Origin of the sequence: Isoalcanivorax pacificus W11-5, from assembly GCF_000299335.2 — a bacterium.
Taxonomy (GTDB): domain Bacteria; phylum Pseudomonadota; class Gammaproteobacteria; order Pseudomonadales; family Alcanivoracaceae; genus Isoalcanivorax; species Isoalcanivorax pacificus.
The window spans coordinates 1064294-1089819 of the sequence record NZ_CP004387.1 but is presented as its reverse complement, the minus strand read 5'-3'; the positions used below and the strand labels follow the sequence as shown (position 1 = coordinate 1089819).

General features: G+C 64.5%; 20 protein-coding genes. 17 read left to right on the top strand and 3 right to left on the bottom strand.

Annotation, left to right across the window (positions count from 1 at the left end; genetic code table 11):
• Nucleotides 1–4: 4 nt before the first annotated feature.
• Entirely contained in the window at nucleotides 5–538 is a 534-nt protein-coding gene (locus S7S_RS05095; protein ID WP_008737342.1) for an invasion associated locus B family protein, read from the bottom strand.
• A gap of 182 nt (nucleotides 539–720) precedes the next feature.
• On the opposite strand from S7S_RS05095, the gene S7S_RS05090 reads away from it, so the two are divergent.
• The 7 genes from S7S_RS05090 to S7S_RS18765 all read left to right on the top strand — a co-directional run bounded on the left by S7S_RS05090 (nucleotide 721) and on the right by S7S_RS18765 (nucleotide 13117).
• A complete protein-coding gene (locus tag S7S_RS05090; RefSeq protein WP_144401596.1) occupies nucleotides 721–1377 on the top strand; it encodes a response regulator in 657 nt (218 codons plus the stop codon).
• Entirely contained in the window at nucleotides 1374–3167 is a 1794-nt protein-coding gene (locus tag S7S_RS05085) for a sensor histidine kinase (protein ID WP_008737339.1), read from the top strand. The genes S7S_RS05090 and S7S_RS05085 overlap by 4 nt, the downstream gene beginning before the upstream one ends.
• Before the next feature lie 7 nt (nucleotides 3168–3174).
• Complete coding sequence (locus S7S_RS05080; RefSeq protein WP_008737338.1) at nucleotides 3175–5394, top strand: multiheme c-type cytochrome; 2220 nt, start codon at nucleotides 3175–3177, stop codon at nucleotides 5392–5394.
• Nucleotides 5395–5419: 25 nt separating this feature from the next.
• A complete protein-coding gene (locus S7S_RS05075; protein ID WP_008737335.1) occupies nucleotides 5420–7678 on the top strand; it encodes a sulfatase-like hydrolase/transferase in 2259 nt (752 codons plus the stop codon).
• Between the two features lie 95 nt (nucleotides 7679–7773).
• On the top strand, nucleotides 7774–8562 hold the full coding sequence (locus tag S7S_RS05070) for an outer membrane protein (RefSeq protein ID WP_008737334.1): 789 nt from the start codon (nucleotides 7774–7776) through the stop codon (nucleotides 8560–8562).
• Nucleotides 8563–8625: 63 nt separating this feature from the next.
• On the top strand, nucleotides 8626–10998 hold the full coding sequence (locus S7S_RS05065) for a sulfatase family protein (RefSeq protein ID WP_008737332.1): 2373 nt from the start codon (nucleotides 8626–8628) through the stop codon (nucleotides 10996–10998).
• A 406-nt stretch (nucleotides 10999–11404) separates the two neighbouring features.
• Nucleotides 11405–13117, top strand: coding sequence for an outer membrane protein assembly factor BamB family protein (locus tag S7S_RS18765; RefSeq protein WP_008737330.1), 1713 nt, complete (start codon nucleotides 11405–11407; stop codon nucleotides 13115–13117).
• Between the two features lie 250 nt (nucleotides 13118–13367).
• Here S7S_RS18765 and groL read toward each other — a convergent pair whose 3' ends face one another.
• A complete protein-coding gene (gene groL, locus S7S_RS05055; RefSeq protein WP_008737328.1) occupies nucleotides 13368–15014 on the bottom strand; it encodes a chaperonin GroEL in 1647 nt (548 codons plus the stop codon).
• A 56-nt stretch (nucleotides 15015–15070) separates the two neighbouring features.
• Nucleotides 15071–15361 (bottom strand): co-chaperone GroES, encoded by a 291-nt coding sequence (locus tag S7S_RS05050; RefSeq protein WP_008737326.1) that lies wholly within the window; start codon nucleotides 15359–15361, stop codon nucleotides 15071–15073.
• 341 nt (nucleotides 15362–15702) lie between these two features.
• On the opposite strand from S7S_RS05050, the gene S7S_RS05045 reads away from it, so the two are divergent.
• From S7S_RS05045 to S7S_RS05000, 10 genes are all read left to right on the top strand, one after another.
• A complete protein-coding gene (locus S7S_RS05045) occupies nucleotides 15703–16461 on the top strand; it encodes an SDR family oxidoreductase (RefSeq protein WP_008737324.1) in 759 nt (252 codons plus the stop codon).
• A 2-nt stretch (nucleotides 16462–16463) separates the two neighbouring features.
• Nucleotides 16464–16754, top strand: coding sequence for an MGMT family protein (locus S7S_RS05040; RefSeq protein ID WP_008737322.1), 291 nt, complete (start codon nucleotides 16464–16466; stop codon nucleotides 16752–16754).
• Nucleotides 16755–16807: 53 nt separating this feature from the next.
• Nucleotides 16808–18175 carry an AmpG family muropeptide MFS transporter gene (locus S7S_RS05035; protein WP_008737320.1) on the top strand — a complete coding sequence of 456 codons (1368 nt, stop codon included), beginning with the start codon at nucleotides 16808–16810 and terminating at the stop codon, nucleotides 18173–18175.
• A gap of 81 nt (nucleotides 18176–18256) precedes the next feature.
• On the top strand, nucleotides 18257–19237 hold the full coding sequence (locus S7S_RS05030) for a GGDEF domain-containing response regulator (protein WP_008737318.1): 981 nt from the start codon (nucleotides 18257–18259) through the stop codon (nucleotides 19235–19237).
• 2 nt (nucleotides 19238–19239) lie between these two features.
• Nucleotides 19240–20109 carry a ketopantoate reductase family protein gene (locus S7S_RS05025; RefSeq protein WP_008737316.1) on the top strand — a complete coding sequence of 290 codons (870 nt, stop codon included), beginning with the start codon at nucleotides 19240–19242 and terminating at the stop codon, nucleotides 20107–20109.
• Between the two features lie 101 nt (nucleotides 20110–20210).
• Nucleotides 20211–22223 carry a TonB-dependent receptor gene (locus S7S_RS05020; protein WP_008737315.1) on the top strand — a complete coding sequence of 671 codons (2013 nt, stop codon included), beginning with the start codon at nucleotides 20211–20213 and terminating at the stop codon, nucleotides 22221–22223.
• Nucleotides 22220–22774, top strand: a complete 555-nt coding sequence (locus tag S7S_RS05015) for a cob(I)yrinic acid a,c-diamide adenosyltransferase (RefSeq protein ID WP_008737313.1) — start codon at nucleotides 22220–22222, stop codon at nucleotides 22772–22774. Before S7S_RS05020 ends, S7S_RS05015 begins: the two co-directional genes overlap by 4 nt.
• Entirely contained in the window at nucleotides 22767–23177 is a 411-nt protein-coding gene (locus S7S_RS05010; RefSeq protein ID WP_082027790.1) for a YkvA family protein, read from the top strand. The genes S7S_RS05015 and S7S_RS05010 overlap by 8 nt, the downstream gene beginning before the upstream one ends.
• A gap of 248 nt (nucleotides 23178–23425) precedes the next feature.
• The gene (locus tag S7S_RS05005; protein WP_008737309.1) at nucleotides 23426–24742 is read left to right on the top strand and encodes an ATP-binding protein; all 1317 of its coding nucleotides are present in this window, start codon (nucleotides 23426–23428) and stop codon (nucleotides 24740–24742) included.
• Nucleotides 24743–24753: 11 nt separating this feature from the next.
• Nucleotides 24754–25452 carry a response regulator gene (locus tag S7S_RS05000; protein ID WP_008737308.1) on the top strand — a complete coding sequence of 233 codons (699 nt, stop codon included), beginning with the start codon at nucleotides 24754–24756 and terminating at the stop codon, nucleotides 25450–25452.
• Nucleotides 25453–25526 lie beyond the last annotated feature (74 nt).

Here is a 25526-nt window from a genome sequence, read left to right as displayed (position 1 = left end):
CCACTTATTTGATGGCTCCGAAAACAGCGGTGAAGTCCGCTAGGGAATGGTGCAGTTGCAATGGCGCACCCTGGGCAGTGGTGGCCTGGAGGGTCAGCCGGTTGCCGCGCTCCAGCGCGCGGATTTGCCGGTTGTCCAGTTCCGTGACCGCCAGGCACCCGCTGCCATCGCAGAATTTCAACGGCAGGTCTTGCGTCGCATCGTCATCAATCTGGAAGGTCACTTTCTCGGACACCGCCAGGCCGTTGGGCAGCAGCACATTCATCACCGGCTTGCGGGTGTCGCCCGGCACACTGACCACCACCAGGGACAGGTTTTGCCCGGTTTCCTGGGCGATCAGCCGCTGCTCCATGCGGCAGTCTGCGGGGGCCGCACGTGACGGCGCCACGCAACTGGCCTGCCAGGCCGGTGGCGCCGTCGGACTGTTGTCGGCCCGTGCCATACCGGCGGCGGCCAGTGACAGCAGGATCACCACCACCCCGGTCATCACTGCATGAAACGTCCGGCCCTTCAGGCCGTTATTGTTGTATGCCAGCATTCTGCCCCCCTTGGCGTGATATCTGTGCTGATGCGGGGCAGTATCCCGTGACACACCTTGCCGGGGGCATACCATAAATATAGTAGGGCGGCGCGAAGGACATACCATGAATAGGGTATCCAGCCCTGCCCCGCCCGGGCACACAATGGCCGGGCAGCACATTCACTCGTACGGGACATACCATGATGGCCGATACCACCCAGGCGGCACGCATTCTGCTGCTTGAGGACGACACCCCGTTGCGCGAACGCTTCGCGCACATCATCAACGGCTGGCCCGGCGGCGAGCTGGTGGCCGCCTGCGCGACGCTGGAAGAGGCCCTGGCGGTGCTGAACCGGCAGCCGGTGGACCTGCTGATGACCGACCTGAATCTGCCGGACGGCCACGGCATCGAGGCCATCCGCCTGTTGCGCCGGCTGTACCCGGACGCCGACGCCATGGTGATTTCCGTGCTGGCCGACGACGAGACGGTGCTCAATGCCATCGAGGCCGGCGCCGTGGGCTACCTGCTCAAGGACGCCGATTCCATCGAACTGGTGGAGGCGATCGAATCGCTGCGCGCCGGGCATTCGCCGATTTCCTCCTCTATCGCCCGCATCCTGGTGCGGCGCATGAGCGCACCCGCCGCCAGCCAACCGGGGCCGGAACTGACCCCGCGCGAGACGGAGATCCTGCGCGGCATCGCCAAGGGCTTCACCTATACCGAACTGGCCGAATGGCTGAACATCTCGCGCCAGACGGTGCCGGTGCATATCAAGAACATTTACCGCAAGCTGGCCGCCAACAACCGGTCGGAGGCCGTGTACGAAGCATCGAAGCGGGGGCTGATACGACTGTGATCCGCAAGCTGGGGTTGGGGGTGCTGTGGGCGGTACTGGCCGGGCTGGCCAGCGTGCCGCTGTGGCTGAGCCCGCCGCAACCCGACGTGCTGGCCATCACTGCGGCGCAGTATGAGGAAGACGGTGCCTGGCAGGCCGTGACGCTCCCCAGGGCGCGCCGGGAAGCCGGCGGCTGGGAACATTACCGCATGGCCTTCCGCCTGGAGGATGCCACCCAGCGCTACCTGTTCATCCCCACCATCAGCCAGCGCGCCATCATCACGCTGGCCGGCGAGGAAATCGCCGACACCGAGCACCGCACCACCATGATCGGTCTGGCCTCCGGCATTACCGCCCTGGTGCCCCTGCCGCCGCGTCTGTTGCAGCCGGGCGAGAACGTCATCGACGTGCACCTGCAATCCATCGGCATGGTGCCGGCGTATCTGTCGCCGCTGTACGTGGGTAGCGCCGACCAACTCACGCCGTATTACCGCAGCCGCATCTTCCTGCTGGAATACCTGCGCCTGATGGTCCCCGCCGGCCAGTTGCTGATGGCCCTGGTGGTAATGGTGCTCTGGCTGTACCGGCCGCAGGAGCCGCTGTTCGGCTGGCTGGCGCTGATGCTGGTCACCTCCATGTTCATTTACCTGGGCATGATGCAGGACCTGGTACCGGGCCTGTTCACACTGATGCCCTACCTGCACATGATCGGCTCGTCCGCCAGCGCGATATTGATGATCACCGTGCTGCTGATCGCCGGCATCCCGCCTCCGCGCTGGCTGAAGCTGGCGGCGCTGCTGGTGCCGGCCGGGTGCATCGTGCTCGGCGTCTCGGGGCTGGTATCGGCCTCGCAACTGGTGATGTTCGTCAACGCGCCGTTGAATATCACCGGGCTGCTGATCAGCCTGGGCATCACCGGCTGGGCGGCGGCGCGGCGCGTCAGCGAAGCCTGGCTGTTGTTGCTGCCGCTGCTGCTGGCGGCCCTCGCGGCACTGCACGACTATCTCGTGGTGACCGGCCGGGCCGACGGGCCGATCTTTCTCTCGGTGTATTACCGCCCGGCGCTGATGATCGGCATCGCCATGATCCTGATGCGCCGCCTGGGCGTGAGCCTGAACCGGCTGGACAACGCCAACGCCTACCTGACACAGCGCCTGACCGAACAGGAACAGGAACTGGCGCGCCTGCACGCGGAAGAACGCCGCGAGGCCGCCCGGCGCACGCTGGCCGACGAACGCCGTCGCCTGACCGCGGACCTGCACGATGGCCTCTCCGGCCACCTGGCGTCGATCATCGCGCTGTCCGAACGGGAAAAATCCGCGCAGGTGGAACGCGCCGCGCGCGAGGCGCTGGACGACCTGCGGCTGGTGATCCACTCGCTGGACATCCAGGACCGCGAACTGCCGGCGGCGCTGGCCGGCCTGCGTGAGCGGCTGGAACGGCAACTCAAGCGCATGGGCGTGACTCTCGACTGGTCGATGGCACGGCTGCCGGAAATCGCTGGTGTCACGCCCTCGCAGGCATTGAACGTGCTGCGCATTCTGCAGGAGGCCATCACCAACGCCATCAAGCATGGTCAGGCAACGCACATCAGCGTGCAAGGCAGCGACGACGATGGCCACGCGCGCATCGAAGTGGAAAACAACGGCCTGCCCTTCCCGCGCAACCCGGACCGCTGCGGCACCGGGCTGAACAATATGCGCCGCCGCATCCGCGCGCTGGACGGCCGCATCGAGATAGAGCCACTGGAACAGGGCACGCGCCTGACACTGTGGCTGCCACGGCAATTGCCGGAATCGTCCCCGGAGTGAGTGGCCCATGCGACCGTCCCGCGCACTGCTGCTGATCCTACCCCTGAGTGCCGTGGCGCTCGCTGGCGGCTGGTGGCTGTCGCGTGGCGAGAGCGGTGACGTCGCCAGTGCGCCGCACTGGGTGGACGAAAACCAGTGCCGGCAATGCCACGCGCCACAATTCCGAGACTGGCAGAATTCCCATCACCATCTTGCGATGCGGTTGCCCACCGGCGATACCGTGCGCGGCGATTTCAACGACGTCACTTTCCGGAGCGATCGGGAAACCACCCGCTTCTTTCGTGACGGCAACAGGTTTCTGGTCCACACGCCAAATGCCGACGGGCAACCCGAAACCTTCCCGGTCGCCTACACCTTCGGCTGGGCACCCTTGCAGCAATACCTGCTGGCCCTGGACGACGGCCGCCTGCAAGCCCTCGGCGTGGCCTGGGATACCGCACAGCAACGCTGGTTTCACCTCTACGACGGCGAAGGCGTGGACGCGCACCATCCGTTGCACTGGCAGCAACCGGCACAGAACGCCAACACCCAATGCATCGAATGCCACACCACCGATTTCCGGACCGGCTTTGACGAAACCACGCAACGCTTCGACAGCCAGTGGCACAGCCTCGGCGTCGGCTGCCAGGGCTGCCATGGCCCCGCCGCCGATCACCTGCGCTGGGCCAACGCACTGAATGAGACGCCGGATACCACCGCCGGCAAGGGTTTTGCCCGCCAACTCGACCGGGCCCCGCAACAGCTCGACACCTGCGGCACCTGCCACAGCCGCCGCACGCCACTGGGCACGCCCACTCACAGCGCGACATTGCAGGACGATTATCTACTTAGCCAGTTAACGGCGGACCTGTACGAAGTGGACGGCAAGATTCAGGGCGAAGTGTTCGAATACGGCTCCTTCCTGCAAAGCCGCATGCACCAGGCCGGCGTGGTCTGCGCCGATTGCCACAACCCGCACAGCGGCCAGTTGCGCGCGCCGGACAACGCCGTCTGCACCCAGTGCCACAACCCGGCAGCCACGCCGGTGCGCGCAGCGATTCGCGGCACGCATCTGGCGGCAAAGGACTACGACAGCCCGGCGCATCACCATCACGCCCCCGGCTCGCCCGGCGCCGCCTGCAAGGCGTGTCATATGCCGGGCAAAACCTACATGGGCAACGACCTGCGCCACGATCACAGTTTCAGTTCACCCGATCCCGAACAGGCACTCGCACTCGGCCACAGCGATGCCTGCCTGGGATGTCATGAAAACAGCGATACCGACACACTGCTGACTCACTTTCGCCAGTGGTATCCCGCACACCAGCCGCGCGACGGCGGCTATGCGCGCGCGCTGTTCAAAGCGCGGCACGGTGACGCCGGCGCGGCCGAGGCACTGCTCACGCAACTGGCGCGCGGCGACCTGCCGGGACTGCGCCGCGCCGCATTGATCGCGGAATTGCCGGCGTACCCTTCCCGCGCTGCGCAGCAGGCCGTGTCCGCCGCACTGACACATGCCGACCCGAGCGTGCGCCGCGCCGCCATCGAGGCGTTACCACCCGGCATGCAATCCGAACTGCCGGGCTTATTGAACGACCCCGTGCGCGCCGTGCGTCTGGGCGCCGCCGAACAATGGCTCTCGCTGGCCGACCAGCAAGGCATGTCATTACCCGCCGACGCACTGAGCGAATACGAACAGGTGCAACGGCAACTGCCAGCCAACGCCGAAGCCCACACCAATCTCGCCAACCTGTACCGGCTCACCGGCCGCGACGAACAGGTGGCACCGGCCCTGCACGCCGCACTGCAACGCAACCCGCGCTTCGTGCCCGCCATCGTGCTGCTGGCCCAGTGGCAGGCCGCGCAGGGCGACGGCGACAGCGGCCGCCGGCAATTGAGCCAGGCGCTGCGCGACCAGCCCGACAATGCCGTGCTGCATCACGCCTACGGCCTGGCCAGCATCCGTGCAGGGCAACTGCAAGAAGGCGTGCGCGCACTGGAAAAAGCCCACGCCCTGGCACCGGACAACGACACTTACGCCTTTGTACTGGCCGTGGCCTGGCACGACACCGGGCAACGCCCGCGCGCGCTGCAACTGCTGCGCGAACAACTGGCGCGCCACCCGGCCAGCCGGTCACTGCGGCTGGCGCTGTACCAGTACCTGCCGCGCGGCCCGGAGCAGGACGCACTGCTGCAAACACTGACACAACAAAACCCGCAGGACCCACTGCTGCACGCACATCACTGATTCACGGACGAGGGGGGACTCTCATATGAAACTGCATAGCCTGTCATTCATCATCCTGCCACTGCTGGCCCTCGGTGGCTGCGGAGGTTCCGGTTCATCCGGTTCGGGCGGCGGCACACCGCCACCGCCGAAACCGAACATCCTGCTGGTGATCATGGACGATGTGGGCATCGACCAGATGTCCTCCTTCGGTTACGGCGGTGTCGAAACACCTTTGCCGCCACCGCTGACCGGCGACCACCGCGGCCCGGCCCTGCCCAGCATCGATGCCATCGCCGGCCAGGGGCTGAAGTTCCGCAACACCTGGTCGATGCCGGAATGCTCGCCGGGCCGTTCCGTGCTGCTGACCGGCCGCTACCCGCAGCGCAACAACATCTATCAGGCCATTGGCCCCAATGACCTGGCCAACTCGCAGCTTTCCGAATACGAAATCACCGCGCCGAAACTGCTGAAACAGGCCGGTTATGAAAACGCGATGTTCGGCAAATTCCATCTGGCCGGCCCGGACAACAACATGGCGGGCAGCGACACACCGGCACAACTGGGCTGGGATTATTTCTACGGCTGGATCGAGGGCCTGCCGGCCTCCATCGATACCACCGCAGGCGGCGTTTACGACGAAGGCCGCTGGTCATGCGGTTTCTATCCGCATCATCTGGCGGGCGCCTGCTACTACCCCGACGGCACCTGCCAGGACATGAGCGCACCGGACTTGACCGGGGATGGCAGCGGCCTGCTATGCCTGAGCCGGGGCGGTATTTTTGTGCGCGGCTTTGATGTGCCGGAAGATCACGACGGCCTGAGCGGCTACCAGACCTGCGACGACCCGCTACCTAATGACGTCACGCTCGATTTTGAAAAACAGAATGCCTACTACGTGTCACCGCTGGTCATCATCGAGAACGGCGCGCGCGAAGACGTACCGCTCACCGATCCGCGCGCACGCGGCTACCGCACCACCATCGAAACCAATGCCGCCATCGACTGGATCACCTCACGCGACGACAGCACGCCCTGGATGGCCACGGTCAGTTATTCCAGCGCCCACACCCCGTGGCAACAGGCGCCGATGGAGCTGACACCGATCACGCCCAACCTGTCCGGCAACATTCTGGACTGCACCAGCTCACTGCATGGCCGCGTGATTCAGGACCAGATGACCGAAGCGATGGACACCGAATTCGGCCGCCTGATGGTGGAAACCGGGCTGGCCACCCGCGCTGAAGACGGCACCCTGAACTACAACCCGGACAGCAACACGCTGGTGATTATCGTGGGCGACAACGGCACCCTCGGCAACGCCGTCAAGCTGCCGTTTGATCCGACCCGCGCCAAGAGCACGGCCTATCAGACCGGCGTCTGGGTGCCGCTGATCATCGCCGGCCCGATGGTCAGCGAACCGGGCCGCTCGGTGGAAGCCATGGTCAACATGGCGGATATTTTCCATCTTCTCGGCGAAACCGCGGGCATCGACATGTCCGCCGCCGTGCCGCGCGTGCTGGATGCCGAACCGCTGCTGCCCTACCTGCTCAATCCCGAACAGGAAAGCCTGCGTCAGTTCAACTTCACCCAGGGTGGCCTGAACCTGCAGAAAGACGGCGGCCGCAACGGCCCGTGCGCCATCGGCAATCTCTGCTCCCACACTCCGGTCAACAAAGGCGTGTGCGAGGACAATGGCGGTGTCTGGTGGGGCCAGGGCGCTGACGACAGCAATGCCGTGGCGGCTATCAGCAACCTGGGCTTCAGCCCGGAAGAAGGGCTGGAAATGTGCTGGCAGATCAACCAGGCACTGCATCAACTCGATCCGGACAATTACTCAAGCGATAAAAAAGAAATCGCCACCACCTACGCCGTCGCGGTGCGCAACGAGCACTACAAACTGGTGCGCAACGAAATCACCGACTACGACATCGCGTCCGACACCGGCGTCACAGTCAACACCGAAGAGCTTTATGAAATCAACCAGGACGCAGAAGCCCCCCTGCTGGACCGGGCAGACAGCGATCTGCTCGCGGATGGCGAAGGCGCGCTGACACCAGCACAAGAGCAAAACCTGACACAGCTTCGGGCGGAACTGGCCGCGATACTGGATTCACAACACGCCTGCCCCGGTGACGGCAATGACGATGGCGCGGTCAATCAGACCGACCTGGACGAGTTCGAACGCATCACTGTGACCGAAGGCTGGAGTGGCTCCAGCACCTACGACTTCAACCTCGACGGCGCCACCAATGAACAGGATCTCCAGGTGATCGAGGACAACCTGGGCACCACCTGCTGGTAAAAAACGGCCCTTGCCCCGTCACCCCGGACACACATGGTGCGGCCGGGAATGGCGGGGTGACTGTCCGCCATGGATAAAGGACAGAGACAAAAAAGATGAACGGAAAAATCACCACAAGCACCGCCCTTTGCCTGTGCGCGCTGGCCACCGCACCCGGTGCCAGCGCCGGGCACGGTTTTTATCTCGGTGCCACTGCCGGCGCCGGGGATGTCATGGCAACAGACCTGCGGCAACGCGGCGCCGTGCATTTGGGACCTGGCAAGCTGCCCATTGACGCCGAAGGCCCCACAGAACATCGCACGCGTGTGCATCTCGGCAGCCTTCAGCTCGGCTACGATTTCGCCCCGTGGCAGACAGCGCAATCACCGTGGGGCATCACGCCCGCGCTGGAACTGGAAGGGATTTACATCGACAAGCACAGCCCCACCGGCAACATGCCGGTGCATCCCGCGTTTCTGGGCACGCAATACGTCACCGTGCCGACGCGGGCCGGGTTACTGATGGGCAACGCCGTCCTGACCTTCCGCACGCCCTGGGCCGAGAGCATTTTTCCCGTGCTCGGCGTGGGTGCCGGTGCCGCATTTGTTTCCATCCGGGGCGCGGATTCCGCCAACCCAGGGGAGCCGGGTATCAATCATTTCAACAGTGACCCGGATGCCTCGGACACGGCGCTCGCCCTGCAACTCCGTGCGGGCCTGAACATAAAACTGGGCGCGAACCTGCATCTGCTGACCGAATACCGCTACCTGACAATCGATGCAACACGCTACACCTTCGGTGCTACCGATTACCCCGGCGAGCATCAGCCAACAGACCGCTGGCGGCTCGACATGGCGCGCCAGATATATCACCTGATGACCGTCGGCATTCACTATCGCTTCTGAAAAAACCTGTGCACTCGCAAACCGGAACATTGCGAGACAACACATCACAAGAGGGGGATATTCATGATGAAAACCTGCCACAGCATACTGGCCGGCCTGTGCCTGGCCACCATCGCCGGGTGTGGAGGCTCCAGCTCCGGCAAAAGCAACCCGCCGGACGCGCCCACACCGCCGAACATCCTGTTCATCGTGATCGATGACGTCGGTGTCGATCAGTTCGATTTTTACGGCTACGGTGGCGCCGTGCCGCCACAGACGCCCAACCTCCAGACAATTGCCGACGAGGGCCTGAAGTTCCGCAATGCGTGGGCGATGCCCACCTGCACGCCGACACGTGCCACCTATTTCACTGGCCGCTATCCGTCCAGCACCAATATCCTGAACGCCGTGGTGCAAACCGACCTGGCCAACTCGGAAATCTCGCCGTATGAGATGACACTGCCCAAGCTGCTGAAAACCGCCGGCTACACCAGCGCCATGATCGGCAAAATGCACCTGACCGGCACCAACCTCGGCACCTCGGCGAACCTGCCCTACGGCCTGCAAACCATGTGGAAGCTGGGTTTCGATCACTTCGACGGCTATCTCGACGGCGCGCCGTACCCGATCGATACCCGCGCCGGCCTCAAGACCTGGGGCGACGATGTGGCCGAAGGCCCGTATCAGTGCGGTTTTGTTCCGCGCGCCAGCTTCGAAAATGGCGCGGACAGTGGCGCCTGTTATTTCGTGGACAACACCTGCACCGATCTCAGCGTGTCCGAACCGGATGACACCGCCCCCGGCCGCACCTGCATGGAACAGGGCGGCATTTTTGATCCCGGCCAGATCTGTCAGGCCACGACACCCGAGCACATCGACTTTGAAGCCCAGAACGGCTACTACACCGGCAAGTTCGTCTGGAGCGATGCCGACGGCAACGCGGGCGAAGTGCTGGCGACCGATGCCTCGGCACGCGGTTATCGCAGCACGCTGGAAACCGACCGTGCCATCGAATGGGTGAACGCCCAGTCCGGAGACAAACCCTGGATGCTGTCGCTGGGCTACTCGGCGGTTCACGCACCATTGCAACTGCCGCCCAAAGCGCTGATTGCCGAAGACACTCCCGGCCGCAACGACCCGCTGGTTTGCTCGCCAGCCAGCAGTGAAATTGAAGGCGTACCGGGGGCCATCACAAGCATGGTTGATGACCGCCTGATCACCAACCTGATGCTTGAAGCGATGGACAAGGAAATCGGCCGCCTGCTGGTGGAAACCGGCCTGGCCACCCGCGCTGAAGACGGCACCCTGGCCTACAACCCGGACAGCAACACCGTGGTGGTCATCACGGGCGACAACGGCACCTACGTCAACAGCGTGAAAATCACCGCGCCCGGCCAGTTCGACATGACCCGCGCCAAAGGCTCGCCGTACCAGACCGGCGTCAATGTGCCGCTGCTGGTGGCGGGAGCCATCGTCAGCGAGCCTGGCCGTGAAGTGCCGTATCAAGTGAGTTCGCCCGACCTGTACCGCCTGTTTGCCGACATCGCCGGGGCCGGCATCGACGCCCACATTTCCGCCCAGCGCCCACTGGATGGTCAGCCAATGCTGGCCTACCTGACCGACCCGGCGGCGGAGGCCGTCCGTGAGATCAACTTCAGCGAAATGGGCACCAACTTCGTCAACCCAGAAGCCGGTATCGTGCCGCAGCCGTGTGTGGTGGAAGCGGCGGATACCTGTTTTGTCATCTTCCCGAACAAGGCACTGTGCGACGATCAAAGCGGCGTCTGGTATGGCGAAGGCTCAGGGCTGCCAGGCGTGCCGGAAGACGGCTTTGCACATTGCGGTCAGGTCATGTCCTATCTCCAGGCGCTGAACCCCGCTGACGCGACCAAGGTACTGCCGGATTCCTCCAAGGCCGCCAGCGACGGCACGTACAAACTGGTGCGCATGAATCGCAGAACCTATACGGAAGACCTGGAGAATCCGGTGAACTCCGCATATACCGGCGTGAACACCAATATGGACGAGTTCTATCAGATCAACATGCTCGCCACCCCCAACCCTGTCATTGACAGGGAAGGAGATGAACTGCTGATTGGTGAAGCACCGCTGGATATCTCCGACCCCGTTGGCTTTGGCCAACTGGACACCGAGGCTCAGGCTGCGTACATCCAGCTCAAGCAGGAAATGGACAAGCGCGATGCCGTGGCGGCCTACAATTACAACTACGACACGGATGACATCAATGGCTGTCCCGGCGACGGCAACCGTGATTTCAAAGTGGATGAAACCGACCTGGCCAACTGGGAGGAATTAAGCGAACTGAACAGGCATCCGACTGAGCACTACGCACAATCCACCTGGTATGACTTCAATCACGATGGCAAAACCGACGAGAACGATCGCTACATTATCGAAGCCAACCTCGGCCGGATTTGTACACCACCGGAAGCCTGAACCTTTCACCCGGCCCGTTCAGGGCCGGGTGAAAATCCGGCCAATGAGGGGCGTTGCCGGTTATCCCGGCCCTTTTTTCTCCCGCCTTGCACCGCCCCGCCGGGCACGCTTGCTGGCGACCAGCGGCATACCCGCCTGCCTCGCCCAATCGATGGGAGGGCGCTGCACAGCCCAGAAATGTTTCTCGGGATGCCATGTATTGTCTATTGGCGGTTGATCAGGGAACGCTTCTTTCTTGTATCATTCGTCACAGAAGCGCGGTGGATTCTTACAGAGCGTCGCAACGACTGTAAATCGAAGTCCATGACTGATGTGAACAGTGCCTGAAGCCGGGGCATGGCTGTCTCTTTGCCGCGTCGGCAGTGTTCGCAATAACAATATTCCAGATTCATCGAGGGGGAAAATAATGGCCGCGGAAACAAAACGGATTACCCTGGCACTCATGCTGCTATGGCTGACCAGCGCGCTCGCCGCCTGCAATGGTTCCGACGGTGCCACGGGGGCTCAGGGCGAACCCGGCGAACCGGCCGGCCCGGTGATCGCCAATCTGTCGGTACTGGGCTCACCCATCCATCCCGGTGGCCAGGCGCAGGTGTTTATCTCCGCGTACAGCCCCACCGACCAGCCGCTGAGTTACAGCTGGCATATTCCCGCGGGATGGGGTGGCACCGATTCCGGCAGCAACCTGGTGGTGCTGACGGCACCGGAGGAGCAGGCGGCTACGGCGCTGGTGGGCGTGACGGTCAGCGACGGCGTGCGCACCCGTGAAGCGCAGGTCATGCTCGCAACACGCGGGCCGGCCATTGAAGCCTTGTCCGTGGCCGGCAACGAGCCTCTGGCGCCGGGCGACCTTCTGGGCGTGTCCGTGACCGCTTACAACCGGGACGGCGAGCCGCTCAGCTATGACTACAACCTGGGCGGGCTTTCCGTCGAGCCGGCCGCCCCCGAGTGGAGCTGGGTGTCGACGGCCGCCATGAGCGGCATCTACCGCCTCACCTCGACCGTCAAGGATGGCAACGACCTCACCGCCAGCGCGAGCCTGGATCTCCAGCTTCAGGGCATTTCTCCCTGGCCGGCCTTTGGCGGCGACCGGCACCACACCCGGCGCAGTGCCAGCGCCGGCGCCACGGTTGGGGAAGGCACCGTGCGCTGGGCGGTGACAACGGGCGGCCCTATGTATGCCTCGCCGGTCATCGGGCCGGATGGCACCGTGTATATCGGCTCCCTCGACAAAAACGTGTACGCGCTGGACCCGGACGATGGCAGCGAGATCTGGTCCTTCCTGGCGGGCAGCGCGGTGCGGGGTTCACTGGCCGTCGGGGCGGACGGCACGGTGTATGCGGGGTCATCCGACGGCACGGTGTACGCACTGGATCCAGACGACGGCAGCGAACTCTGGTCCCAGCCGCACGGCATCGGGGCGGCGGTCTTCTCCCTGGCCCTGGGAGCGGGTGGCACCCTGTATGTCGGTTCGATCAACGGGACGGTGTACGCGCTGAACCCGGACAATGGCAGCGAGATCTGGTCCTTCGCCACCCACAGCGCTGTGCGTTCCACCCCGGCCCAGGGCGCCGACGGCACCCTGTATATCGGCTCGACCAACGGCAAGACCTACGCGCTGAATCCGGAGGATGGCAGCGAGCGCTGGTCTTTTAACAGCGACTCTGTGCATTCCTCACCGGCCGTCGGGGCGGACGGCACCGTGTATGTGGGGTCGTACAACGGGAAGGTGTACGCACTGAATCCGGACGATGGCAGCGAAATCTGGTCCTTTACAACGGCCGGCTCCGTAGGTGAATCCTCCCCGGCCATCGGGGCGGACGGTACCGTGTATATCGGCTCGTACGACAAGAAGGTGTACGCGCTGAACCCGGACGATGGCAGCGAAATCTGGTCCTTCACAACCGGCTATCTGTTGAGATCCTCCCCGGCCATCGGGGCGGATGGCACCGTCTATATCGCCTCCTCCGACCAGCAACTTTACGCACTGGATCCGAGCGACGGCAGCGAGATCTGGTCCGTGACAACCGGCGAGGCGGTGGAATCCTCTCCGGCCATCGGGGCGGACGGCACGGTGTACATCGGTTCGCTCGGCGGGACGATCTATGCCATCCAGTAACCTCGTCATCCGGACTGGGCAACGCATCGTGGACATTATCGATCTGATGGAATCCGGCTGCCGCGCCAGGCGCCGCCGGAAACCGGCATAGCCGTCAGGCGTCCTGCCTGATCGGGCCTGGGGCGCGCCTCGCGTCCGGCTTCAAGCGCTTGACGGGGATACTGTCTCCTTCCGCGATACCACAAAAAAGCCCCGCGATGTTCATCGCGGGGCTTTTTAGGTGTTGCCTGGATCGCAGAGGACGAACGGCTTACATCATGCCGCCCATGCCACCCATACCGCCCATGCCACCCATGTCCGGCGCGCCGCCTTTGCCGTCGTCCGGCTTGTCGGCCACCATCGCTTCGGTGGTAATCATCAGGCCGGCGATGGAGGCTGCCGCCTGCAGGGCGGAACGGGTCACTTTGGCCGGGTCGATGATGCCCAGCTCCAGCATGTCGCCGTATTCGCCGGTGGCGGCGTTGAAGCCGAAGTTGCCTTCGCCGTTACGCACGGTCTGCACCACAACGGAGGCTTCTGCGCCGGCGTTGTAGGAGATCTGGCGCAGCGGAGCTTCCAGCGCGCGGATCGCCAGGGCGATACCCACGTTCTGGTCTTCGTTGTCGCCTTTCAGGCCGCCAATCTTGCTCAGGGCACGTACCAGCGCTACGCCGCCGCCCGGTACCACGCCTTCTTCAACGGCTGCACGGGTCGCATGCAGAGCGTCGTCGACACGGGCTTTCTTCTCTTTCATTTCCACTTCGGTGGCCGCACCAACCTTGATGACCGCGACGCCGCCGGCCAGTTTGGCCACGCGCTCTTGCAGTTTTTCGCGATCGTAGTCGGAAGAGGATTTCTCGATCTCGGCACGGATCTGGTCAACGCGGGCCTTGATGTCGCCTTCGTTGCCGGCACCGCCAACGATGGTGGTGTTTTCTTTATCGATGTTCACTTTCTTGGCAGAACCCAGGTCTTCCAGGGAAGCGCTTTCCAGGCTCAGGCCTACTTCCTCGGAGATCACGGTGCCGCCGGTCAGGATGGCAATATCCTGCAGCATGGCCTTGCGGCGGTCACCGAAGCCCGGCGCTTTTACGGCGGCGCACTTGATGATGCCGCGCATGGTGTTCACCACCAGCGTGGCCAGTGCTTCGCCTTCCACGTCTTCGGCGATGATCAGCAGCGGTTTGCCGGATTTGGCAACGGCTTCCAGTACCGGCAGCAGCTCGCGGATGTTGGAGATTTTCTTGTCCACCAGCAGCAGGTAGGGGTCTTCCAGCTCGACCGCCATTTTTTCCTGGTTGTTGATGAAGTACGGGCTCAGGTAGCCACGGTCGAACTGCATGCCTTCGACCACTTCCAGTTCGTTGTCCAGGCTGGTGCCTTCTTCAACGGTGATCACGCCTTCCTTGCCGACTTTTTCCATGGCGTTGGCAATGATCTTGCCCACGGAGCTGTCGGAGTTGGCGGAAATGGTGCCGACCTGCTCGATACCCTTGGAGGTTTCGCACGGGGTGGACAGTTTTTTCAGTTCCTCGACCACCGCCGTCACGGCCTTGTCGATGCCGCGCTTGAGGTCCATCGGGTTCATGCCGGCGGCAACGGATTTCAGACCTTCGTTGACGATGGCCTGGGCCAGCACGGTGGCGGTGGTGGTGCCGTCACCGGCTTCGTCGTTGGCCTTGGAAGCGACTTCCTTGACCATCTGTGCGCCCATGTTCTCGAACTTGTCTTCCAGCTCGATTTCCTTGGCCACGGACACACCGTCTTTGGTGATCAGCGGTGCGCCGAAGGATTTTTCCAGGACCACGTTGCGGCCTTTCGGGCCCAGGGTCACTTTTACTGCGTCAGCCAGGATGTTGACGCCACGCAGCATGCGCTGGCGGGCTTCATCACGGAACAGAACTTCTTTAGCGGCCATGTTATTGATTCCTCAATTCTGAATTCGGGGTGGTTGCGTGAATCCGGCGGGCCGGATCAGCCTTCGATAACGGCCAGGACTTCGCCTTCGCCCATCACCAGCAGCTCTTCACCGTCGAGCTTGACGGTGTTGCCGGCGTACTGGCCGAAGATCACCTGGTCACCCACTTTCACGTCCAGCGGGCGCACATCACCGCTGTCGGTGATCTTGCCGTTGCCCACCGCCAGCACTTCGCCACGGGCCGGTTTCTCAGCGGCCGAACCGGGCAGTACGATGCCGCCCGCACTTTTGGTTTCTTCTTCAGCGCGGCGTACCACGATGCGATCATGCAAAGGACGGATTTTCATTGCCTCTGTTCTCCTGTTGAGGTCCAAGCAATTTGCGGTTTCAGCGTTCCGGCGGCGCGGCACCGATCTGGCACTCGCGTCGCCCGAGTGTTAGCACTCTCTCTTCGAGAGTGCCAATCATAGTAACCCGGCCGCGCGAGTCAATAGCGCTGGCCAGCATTCCGGAAGGCCCGGACGGGTCTGGGAGTTGAGGATCAGGGCCGCGCTTTTCAAGGGCCGGCGCAAAGATAGTCCGTCCGGGGCGGGCTGCCGGGCGTGCGCGCCCCGGTCATGGCGGGCCCGGCCTGCCCCACGCATAATCGGCACTTCGCCCCACTGCCTGTCTGAAGAAGGAGCATTGCATGAACGTGAATGACCGGGTTGTCGTGGTCACCGGTGCCGGCCGTGGCCTGGGCCGTGGCATTGCCACGCTGTTTGCCGGCAAGGGTGCCAAAGTGGCCTGCGTGGACCTGAACCAGGCCGATCTGGACGAGACCGTGGCCCAGTGCAAGGCCGCCGGCGGCGATGGCCGGGCCTACCTGGCCAACGTCGCCAAAGAGGACGACGTGGTGAAGCTGTTCAATGACGTGGTGGCCGATTTCGGCACCCTGCACGGCGTGGTCAACAATGCCGGCATCACCCGCGACGGCCTGCTGGTAAAGGCGAAGGACGGCGAAGTCAGCAGCATGAGCCTGCAACAGTGGCAGGCGGTGATCGACGTCAACCTGACCGGCGTGTTCCTGTGTGGCCGCGAGGCCGCCGCCCACATGATCCGCCTGGGCGTGGACGAAGGCGTGATCGTCAATATCTCCTCGCTGGCCCGCCACGGCAGCTTTGGCCAGACCAACTACTCCGCCGCCAAGGCCGGCGTGGCCGCCATGGCCGAGGTGTGGGCAAAGGAACTGGCGCGCTACAACATCCGCACCGGCGCCGTGGCGCCCGGCACCATCAACACCGACATGATCGCGGCGATGAAGCCGGAAGCCCGCGAGCGGCTGGTCAGCGCAGTGCCGCTCAAGCGCCTGGGCGAGCCGGACCATATCGCCATGAGCGTGCTGTTCATCTTCGAGAACAGCTACTTTACCGGCCGCTGCATCGATACCGACGGCGGGCTGCGCTGAGCGTGGACGCGCCGTCGTTCGAGGAGGCGGTCTGGCAGATCGTCGGCGCGGTCCCGCAGGGCCGCGTCTGCAGCTACGGCCAGGTGGCGGCGCTGGCGGGTTATCCGCGCCATGCCCGCCACGTGGGCCGTACCCTGTCGCACCTGCCGCCCGGCTCAAAACTGCCCTGGCACCGCATCGTGCGTGCCGATGGCCAGTTGCCGATGGGCGCCGAACAGGCGCGCCGGCTGCGTGCCGAAGGGGTGGTGGTGCGTGCCGGCCGCGTCAGTGTGGCGCAGCTCGGCTGGCCGTGATGGCTTGCCCGCAGGCATACTTGCCAGCTTGTGTTTCCACCTGAAGGCTGCCGATGCGACCCCGTCTGTTCCCGTCCTTTGCCCGTGGCCTGCAACCCTATCTGACCCGCCGCATGCTGACGCTGCTGGCGCTGGGCTTTGCCAGCGGCCTGCCGGCGCCGCTGGTGTTCAGCAACCTGTCCATCTGGCTCAAGGACGCTGGTGTCAGCCGCACGGATATCGGCCTGTTCGCCCTGGCCGCCACCCCGTACGCCATCAATTTTCTCTGGGCGCCGCTGATCGACCGGCTGCGCCTGCCCTGGTTCTGCGCCACCTTCGGCCAGCGGCGTGGCTGGGCGCTGTTTACGCAGCTGTGGCTGATGGCTGCGATCCTGTGGATGTCATTCGCCTCACCCGGCCAGCACCTGCTGATGATGGCCATGGCCACGCTGCTGGTCACCACCGCCAGTGCCACCCAGGACATCGTCATTGATGCCTACCGCATCGAAGTGCTGCCTGCGGAACAGCTCGGCAACGGCTCCGCCGTGGCGATCTGGGGCTGGCACCTGGGCGGCACTGTGATCGGCGGCGCCGGCGGCCTGTATCTGGCCAAGGCGTTTGGCTGGCACACGGCCTATCAGGTGCTGGCACTGGCCGTGCTGGTGGGCATGCTGGCCATCCTGCTCAGCCCGGAACCGCAGCGGCGCAGCGTGCAGGCGGTGGACGAGGAAGAAGAGAAGACCCGTGCCCGGCTGGCCGCACGCTTCCCGTCACGGCTCGCGGCGCTGCTGGCCTGGATGAACAGCGCCGTGGTGGCGCCGTTTGCAGAGTTCATGCGTCGCGACGGCTGGCTGCTGATGCTGGCGTTCATTTTCCTGTTCAAGTTCGGCGACGCCATGCTCGGGCGCATGTCGGGCGTGTTTTACCGGGAACTGGGTTTCGAGCTGGACGAGATCGCCAATATCGCCAAGCTGTACGGGTTTGCTGCCAACATGCTCGGCGTGTTGCTCGGCGGTGTGCTGGCGCACCGGCTCGGCTATCTCAAGGCACTGTTCGTCGCCGGCCTGCTGGCGGCGGCCACCAACCTGACCTATTCCCTGCTCGCGGTGGTCGGCCAGCAGACCTGGATGCTGGCCATTGCGGTGATCTCCGACAACCTCACCAGTGGCCTGGTGACGGTGGCATTCGTGGCCTATATCTCCAGCCTGTGCAACGTGGCCTACACCGCCACGCAGTATTCACTGCTGGCCTCGCTGGGCAACCTGTCGCGCATCTGGCTGTCCGCCGGCAGCGGCTATATGGTCGACCGGCTCGACGGCAACTGGTCGGTATTCTTCCTGATCACCGCCGCGCTGGCACTGTGCGGGCTGCCGCTGCTGTGGCTGCTGATGCGCCGCTTCCCGACCCACACCGAGGTCGCGCGCCGCACTGACAGTGGCTGACCGGCGCGCCGGCGATTTCCCCACCGCAGGCGCGCGACTATAGTCACCTCGCACAATGATGGACTCTCCGGCAGGGCAACCATGACCAATCCCGACACCCGCGTACTGGTGGTCGATGACACCCGCTTCTCGGCCACCCTGGTCGCCCGCACGCTGGGCCAGGCCGGCTACCGGGACGTGCGCCACGCCAGCTCTGCCAGCGAGGCCCTGAGCGTGCTGGCCGAACAGCCGGCACAGATCGTCATCGCCGACTGGATGATGCCGGACATCGACGGCCTCGCCCTGACCCGCCGCATCCGCCAGATGGATGAAGCGCACAACCGCTACACGTACGTGATCCTGCTCACCGCCCGCGAAGAACAGGACGCGCTGCGGCAGGCGTTCGATGAAGGGGTCGATGACTTCGTGCCGAAATCCGGCATGACCGCGCAGCTGCTGCCACGCGTGTTCGCCGCCGACCGGCTGGTGGCGATGCAGAACCGCATCCTGGCCGACAACCAGCGGCTCCTCGACGCCCTGTCGACCATGCAGAAGCAGACGCTGATCGACCCGCTCACCGGCTTCGGCAACCAGCCCTATGCCAAGCGCCGCCTGCACGACGCCCTGCGCCATGCGCACGCCCGCGGCGGGGCCGCCAGCCTGCTGCTGTGCCGCATCGACACACTCGACGCCCTGCAACAGCAATTCGGCACGCGCCTGTGTGACCAGCTGCTGCTGGCCTTCAGCCGGCGCCTGAAGCAGATGGTGCGGCCGCTGGATATTCTCGCCCGGCTGGCACCGGATACCTTTGCCCTGATCACCTGGCAACCGGACCGGGCGCACAGCACCCCCGGCAGTTTCAAGCGGCTGTATGATGGCCTCAATCACCGCGCCTTCCAGACCACCGGTGGCTTCCATTCGCTGCAGGTCAGCATCAGCCTGTGTACCGCCGACCAGCCGTCCCGCCAGCAGGCCGATGACCTGTTCAGCGCTGCCCGCGACGCGCTGCCGGAATCGGCGCTGTTGCAACGCATTGTCGAAGTGCCCTGCCCGATGCTCGCCCCCCATGCCCCGGGCGCCTGACCATGCACTGGCATCTGCTCGGCGCCGGTAACCTTGGCACGCTGGCGGCCTTTTATTTCGGACAGGCCGGCTTTGCCGTGCGGCTGGCCGGCCGCAGCGCCACCCGCCGCCGCCTGACACTGCCCGACGGCACGGTGCACGATCTGCAGCTGGCCGGCGACGACAACGCGCCGATCACCCATCTGGTGCTGGCCACCAAGGCGGCCCAGAGCCTCGGCGCGCTCGCACCGCTGCGAGCGCGCCTGAACGCAGACACCACACTGATCCGGTTACAGAACGGCCTCGGCAGCCTGGACGGCCTGCCGGCGCCGTCTCCGCATATCATCGAGGCCATCGCCAACAGTGGTGCCTGGCGCGAAGCACTGCCCGGCGGTGGCGAACATGTTCACCTCGCTGCGCAAAACCCGACGCTGTTCGGCGACGGACACAGCACGCCGCCGGACTGGTTCGCCCCCCTCGCCCGTCACTGGCCGCAATTGCACTGGCGCACCGATATTCACCTGCAGCAATGGCTGAAACTCTCCGTCAACGCGATCATCAACCCGCTCACCGCGCTGCATGATTGCGACAACGGCGCGCTGCTCACCGATACCGCGTTGCACCCGCGTCTGCATGCCCTCGCCGCCGAGGTCGATCAGGTCGCCAGCCAGCTGCTGCCGGACTGGCCCGGCGACACCGCCGGCCGCGCGCTGGCCCTGGCCCACGCCACCGCCGCCAATACCTCGTCGATGCGCGCGGACGTGCGTGCCGGTCGCGTGACCGAAATCGATTTCATCAACGGGTATCTGCTGCGCGAGGCGGCCCGGCTCGGCATCGCGCTGCCCGGGCAGGCCCGTCTCATTGCGGAAGTTGGTGCGCTGGCGCCGCGTTGATTACCATGGCACACGACTTTCACAGACGGCATCGGCGCGCTGTTGTAAGGTGCGTCAGACGGCGCATTCCGGACGCGCCGCTGCCCGCAGAGGACATCAGGATGTTCAGATCCACCTTGCTTGCTCCCCCCGTACGCCTCACCGCCCTGACGCTGGCCCTGACCTGCGCCCTGCCCGTGCAGGCGGATGAGCCTGGCCGGCTGTCGCCGGTGGAAGTGACCGCCTCGCGGACCGGCGACCGGGTCAGCCGCCTGCCCGTCGGCAGCGTGGTACTGACCGCCGAGGATATCCGCCGCATGCCGGTCACCACACTGGGCGATGTGCTGGACAGCGTCGGCGGTGTCAGCGCCGCACGTTTTTACGGTATCGGCGACAGCCGCGTTGCGGCGGATCTGCTCGGCTTTGGTGGCACCGCTGCACAGAACACACTGGTGCTGCTCAATGGCCGGCGCCTGAATGACGTGGACCTGGCCGGGGTGGATTTCTCCGCCATTCCGCTGGCCATGATCGACCGTATCGAAGTGCTTCCCGGCGCAGGTGCCGTGCTGTACGGCAGTGGCGCGTCGTCGGGGATCATCAATATCGTCACGAAAGAAGACCCGCACACCGGCGCGGGCGTCTCGGTGACAGGCGGCAGCTACGACACCAAGGCTGGCGACGCCTGGGGCGCGCTGGCCAACGAGCGCAGCAGCGTGCTGGCCTCGGTGCAGGCGCGCAACACCGACGGTTACCGCGACAACAACGCGCTCAAGCAGCGCACTGCCTTTGCCGACCTGCGCCACCGGCTGGACGACACGACCTTCTATCTCACCGCGCAGGCCGACAGGCAGGAGTTGGGTATTCCCGGCGGCCGGCAGGTCAATCCCGGGGCCGGCATCAATGCGTTCCGCGATGACCCGGAGGGTACCGGTACGCCACTGGACTGGGCCGATCAGGACGGCGTGTATGTGATGCCGGGCGTCGTGATTCACGGCGACAAGGTGAACATTCACCTGGAAGCCGGCGCACGCCGCAAGCGCCAGCAATACTACTTCGACGACTCCAGCTTTCCGTTCTATGCGGAAACCGAGATCAAGGGCTTCAGCGTCACACCACGCCTGACCGGCGTGCTCGATACCGGGCCAGTGCGTCACGAATGGACGCTCGGCTGGGATCTGTACCAGAGCGATTACGAAGCCGACACCGCCGATGTGAAAGCCAATATCGGCAACCCCACCGGCACAAAGGACATCGATCAACGCCAGGAAGCCTGGTACGCACAGAGCACCAGCCGCCTGACCGAGCGTCTGCATGTCACCGCCGGGGTGCGCAGTGAAAAGGTGACGCAAACCACAGATGAAATGAACCCATTTGCCAGCGCCTCGGACCGCTTCACCGATCGCTATGAAATCTACGAGGCCGGCCTGACCTATTTCCCGGTACAGCAACTGGCGCTATTTATCAGCGGCAGTCGCAACGCGCGTGTCGCCACGCTGGATGAGCTCTCGCCGGCCACCGGCGTCGGCACCGTAATCCCGCAGACCGGCAAGCTCTACACCACCGGCCTGCGCTGGCAACAGGGTCGCCAGCGCTCGTCGCTGACCTACTGGCGCGGCCGCTACGAGAACGAAATCATCTATGACCCCGGCGCCGGCCCGTTTGGTGGCAACACCAACCTCGACGACGACACCCGCCGCGACGGCGTTACCCTCAATAGCCAGTGGCAACTCGAAGAAGGCCTGTGGCTGACCGTCAACGGCACGCTGCAACGCGCACGCTTTGTCGACGGTCCTTATGCCCGCAATGACGTCCCCGGCGTGCCGGAACGCAGCGGCTATCTGCAACTGGACTGGCAGGCGCTGGACTGGCTGCGCCTGGCCGTGTCGCAACGCTATATCGGCAAGCGCTATATCGGTAACGATCTGGACAACAACCTCCAGCAACTGGACAGCTATCGCTGGACCGACCTCGCCGCCACGGCGCGCTACCGCGCGCTTTACCTGCGCGCCGCCGTGCACAACCTGCAGGATCGCAATGTCACCGACATCGCCTTCCTGAACGCCGCCGGCGATGCGTGGGACACCTACCCCCTGCCGGGCCGGCACTACATGGTGACGCTGGGAGCCGAGTTTTGAACGACGACAAGCATCGCATCAGCCGTGTCACCACCCGCAGTGGCGACGGCGGCGAAAGCGGCCTGGCGGACGGTTCGCGGCATCCGAAAGACGCACCGGTATTTGCTGCGCTCGGCGATCTGGATGAACTGAATGCCGCGCTTGGTGTATTGCGTACCCACACCCTCGGCGACCTGGACGGGCCACTGGACAGCGTGCAGCAGCGGCTGTTTGATCTCGGCGCGGAACTGGCGGTGCCGGGCCTGATACGGCTGCGCGACGAGCACGTCAGCGAACTGGAACATCAACAGGTGCTGCTCAACGACACCCTGCCACCGCTGAAGGAATTCGTGTTGCCCGGCGGCCATCCGGCCGCTGCCTGGGCGCACATGGTGCGCACCATCGCACGCCGCGCCGAGCGCCGTCTGGTGACGCTGCATGCCGTGCAATCCCAGAACACCGTCAGCCTCGCCTACCTGAACCGGCTGTCGGACTTTCTGTTCGTACTGGCCCGCGCGCTGAACCAGCGGCACACCCACCCGGAAACCCTGTGGCGGAATGATCATGGCTAAAATCACCTCGTTTCTGCGCGACCGCTTTCTGCGCTTCCGGCGCGAAGTCATCGTACTCTGGTATGCCTTCCGCCACCCGGCGACGCCAACCTGGCTCAAACTCGTCAGCCTGCTGCTGGCGATCTACCTGATCAGCCCGTTTGATCTGATCCCGATCATGATTCCGTTTCTCGGCGTGGTGGATGATCTGATCATTGTGCCGCTGGGGGTGAGCTTCGTGGTCAAGCGGCTGCCGACAGAGGTGCGCACCGAGTCCGAGCAACAGGCGACACGCTGGATCGGCCGCTATATCAAGCGTCCGTTGCTGTTCACCCTGATCGTGCTGCTGGTGCTGCTGCTTATCTGGGCCGGGTTGTTCTGGTTGCTCTGGCACTTTTGGTTGAGTGGCTTGTTGGGGGGGTGAGAGGCGGTTCTGCCGGGGTTGCGGGAGAGCGGCGGGCATGGACACGGTGGGATTCGCCGTTGGCTCTTCCCACCCTACGGCAGCGTCGACGGGGGGGTAGGGTGGGAAGAGCCAACGGCGAATCCCACCAACCAGACACCCAGCAAACACCAACACCACAGGCAATATGAAAAAACGGTGCACGCCGGCGCCAGGTTCAGGCGCTGGGGTATCATGCCGATAACACGCACCCTGCCCCGGGCCTTGTCATGCACAGTATCCGCACCCGCCTGTTTCTGGTTCTCTCCGCCACCGGCATCTTCCTGGTGCTGGCGGCGGCGGCGTTATACCAGTTCAGTTTCGAGCGGGCATTGCAGGACTATCTCGACAAGCGCGAGCGCTACCGACTGACGGAATTCAGCGAACGGCTGGCAGACTATTACCTCAACGAAGGCGGCTGGCCGGAAGGCCCGGGCGCGCACCCTCGCCCCGGCCTGCGCATTCCGCCTCACCTGATTCTGCTGGATGCGCACCGACGCCCGGTGGCCGGTGGCTTGCCGCCCTCACCGGCCGTGGTCTTCCTGCCGGTGAAGGCCAACGAGCGCACTGTCGGCTGGCTCGGCTACCAGCCACGCGAAGCGCGCATCAGCGATGGCATCGACCGCAGTTTTGAAGCACGCCAGTGGCGTACGCTGCTGCTCACCACCTGTATCGCGTTGCTGATCGCGCTGCTCGGTTCCTGGATTGTGTCGCGTTACCTGGTGCAACCCATCACGGCCATTGCCGCGATGTCGCGACGCATGGCCAACGGCGATTATTCGCGCCGGCTGTATGCTGACCGCCGCGACGAACTCGGCGCCCTCAGCCGCGACATCAATCACCTGGCCGGCAATCTGGAACGCGCCGCACGCGCACGCGATCGCTGGCTGGCGGATATCTCGCACGAGCTGCGCACGCCGCTGGCCATCCTGCAGGGCGAAATCGAGGCCCTGGTGGACGGCATCCGCCCGGCCGACCCCAAACGGCTGGAGTCGCTGCACCAGGAAATCCTGCACCTGCGCCGGCTGATCGACGATCTGCACGATCTGGCCCTGGCGGATGCCGGCACGCTGCGCTATCGCATGGAGCAGCTTGACCTCGCCGACCTGATCGAAGAGCAGGCCAGCCTGTTTGAGGATTCATTCCGGCAGCGGCATATCGATTTTACACGGCAGATGCCCGAGACATTACCGATCAACGGCGACGCCACGCGCCTGCGGCAACTTCTCGCCAACCTGCTGCACAACAGCACCAAGTACACGGATACCGGCGGTGAGGCACGGCTGCGCGCCCTTCGCGACGGCCAGCGCATTGTCGTGACACTGGAAGACAGCGCACCGGGGGTGCCGGAGGAGGCACTGGAGCGGCTGTTTGATCACCTGTACCGTGCCGAAACCGCCTCGCGCAACCGCGAGTTCGGTGGCTCCGGCCTCGGCCTGGCGCTGGCGCGCCGGATCGTCGAAGCTCACGACGGCGATATCTCCGCCAGCGCCTCGCCACTGGGCGGCCTGTGCCTGCGGGTCAGCCTGCCTGCCGCTGATCATTGAAGGAGAGCCGTATGCCCGCGCAGATTCTGATTGTCGAGGATGAACCCAAAATCGCCAGCCTGCTGTCAGATTATCTGGCACATGGCGGTTACCAGACGCGCATCTGCGGCACCGGCGAGGACGCGCTGGACGTGCTCCGCCGCGACCCGCCGGATGTGGTGCTGCTGGATCTGATGCTGCCGGGCATCGACGGGCTGGATGTGTGCAAACAACTGCGCACGTTCTCCGACGTGCCGGTGATCATGATCACCGCCCGCGCGGATGAAGTAGACCGCCTGCTCGGCCTGGAGCTGGGTGCCGATGACTACATCTGCAAGCCTTTCAGCCCGCGCGAGGTCGTGGCCCGCGTGCGTGCCCTGCTGCGCCGCATCCAGACACTGAAAGAGAACGGTCGCGCCGACACTGGCGGCCTGCTGCTGGATGAAAACCGCTTCGAGGCCAGTTGGCAGGGCCGTGCCGTCAGCCTGACCGTCGTGGAATTCGCGCTGCTGAAAACCCTGGCCGACCATCCGGGCCATATCCGCTCGCGCCAGCAACTGATCGACCGCATCTACACCGACAATCGCGTGGTCAGCGACCGCACCGTGGACAGCCACATCAAGAAACTGCGCCGCAAACTGGCCGATGCCTTTCCCGAGGTGGAGTTCATTCATTCCATCTACGGCGCCGGCTATCGCTTTGAAGCCAGCCCGGCGGAAACCGCCGATTGATCACCACACTCTTTCCCGATTGCTGCATATTCCTTGCACAGTGCCGGCCGAGACTGAACCTGTCGCATCCACCG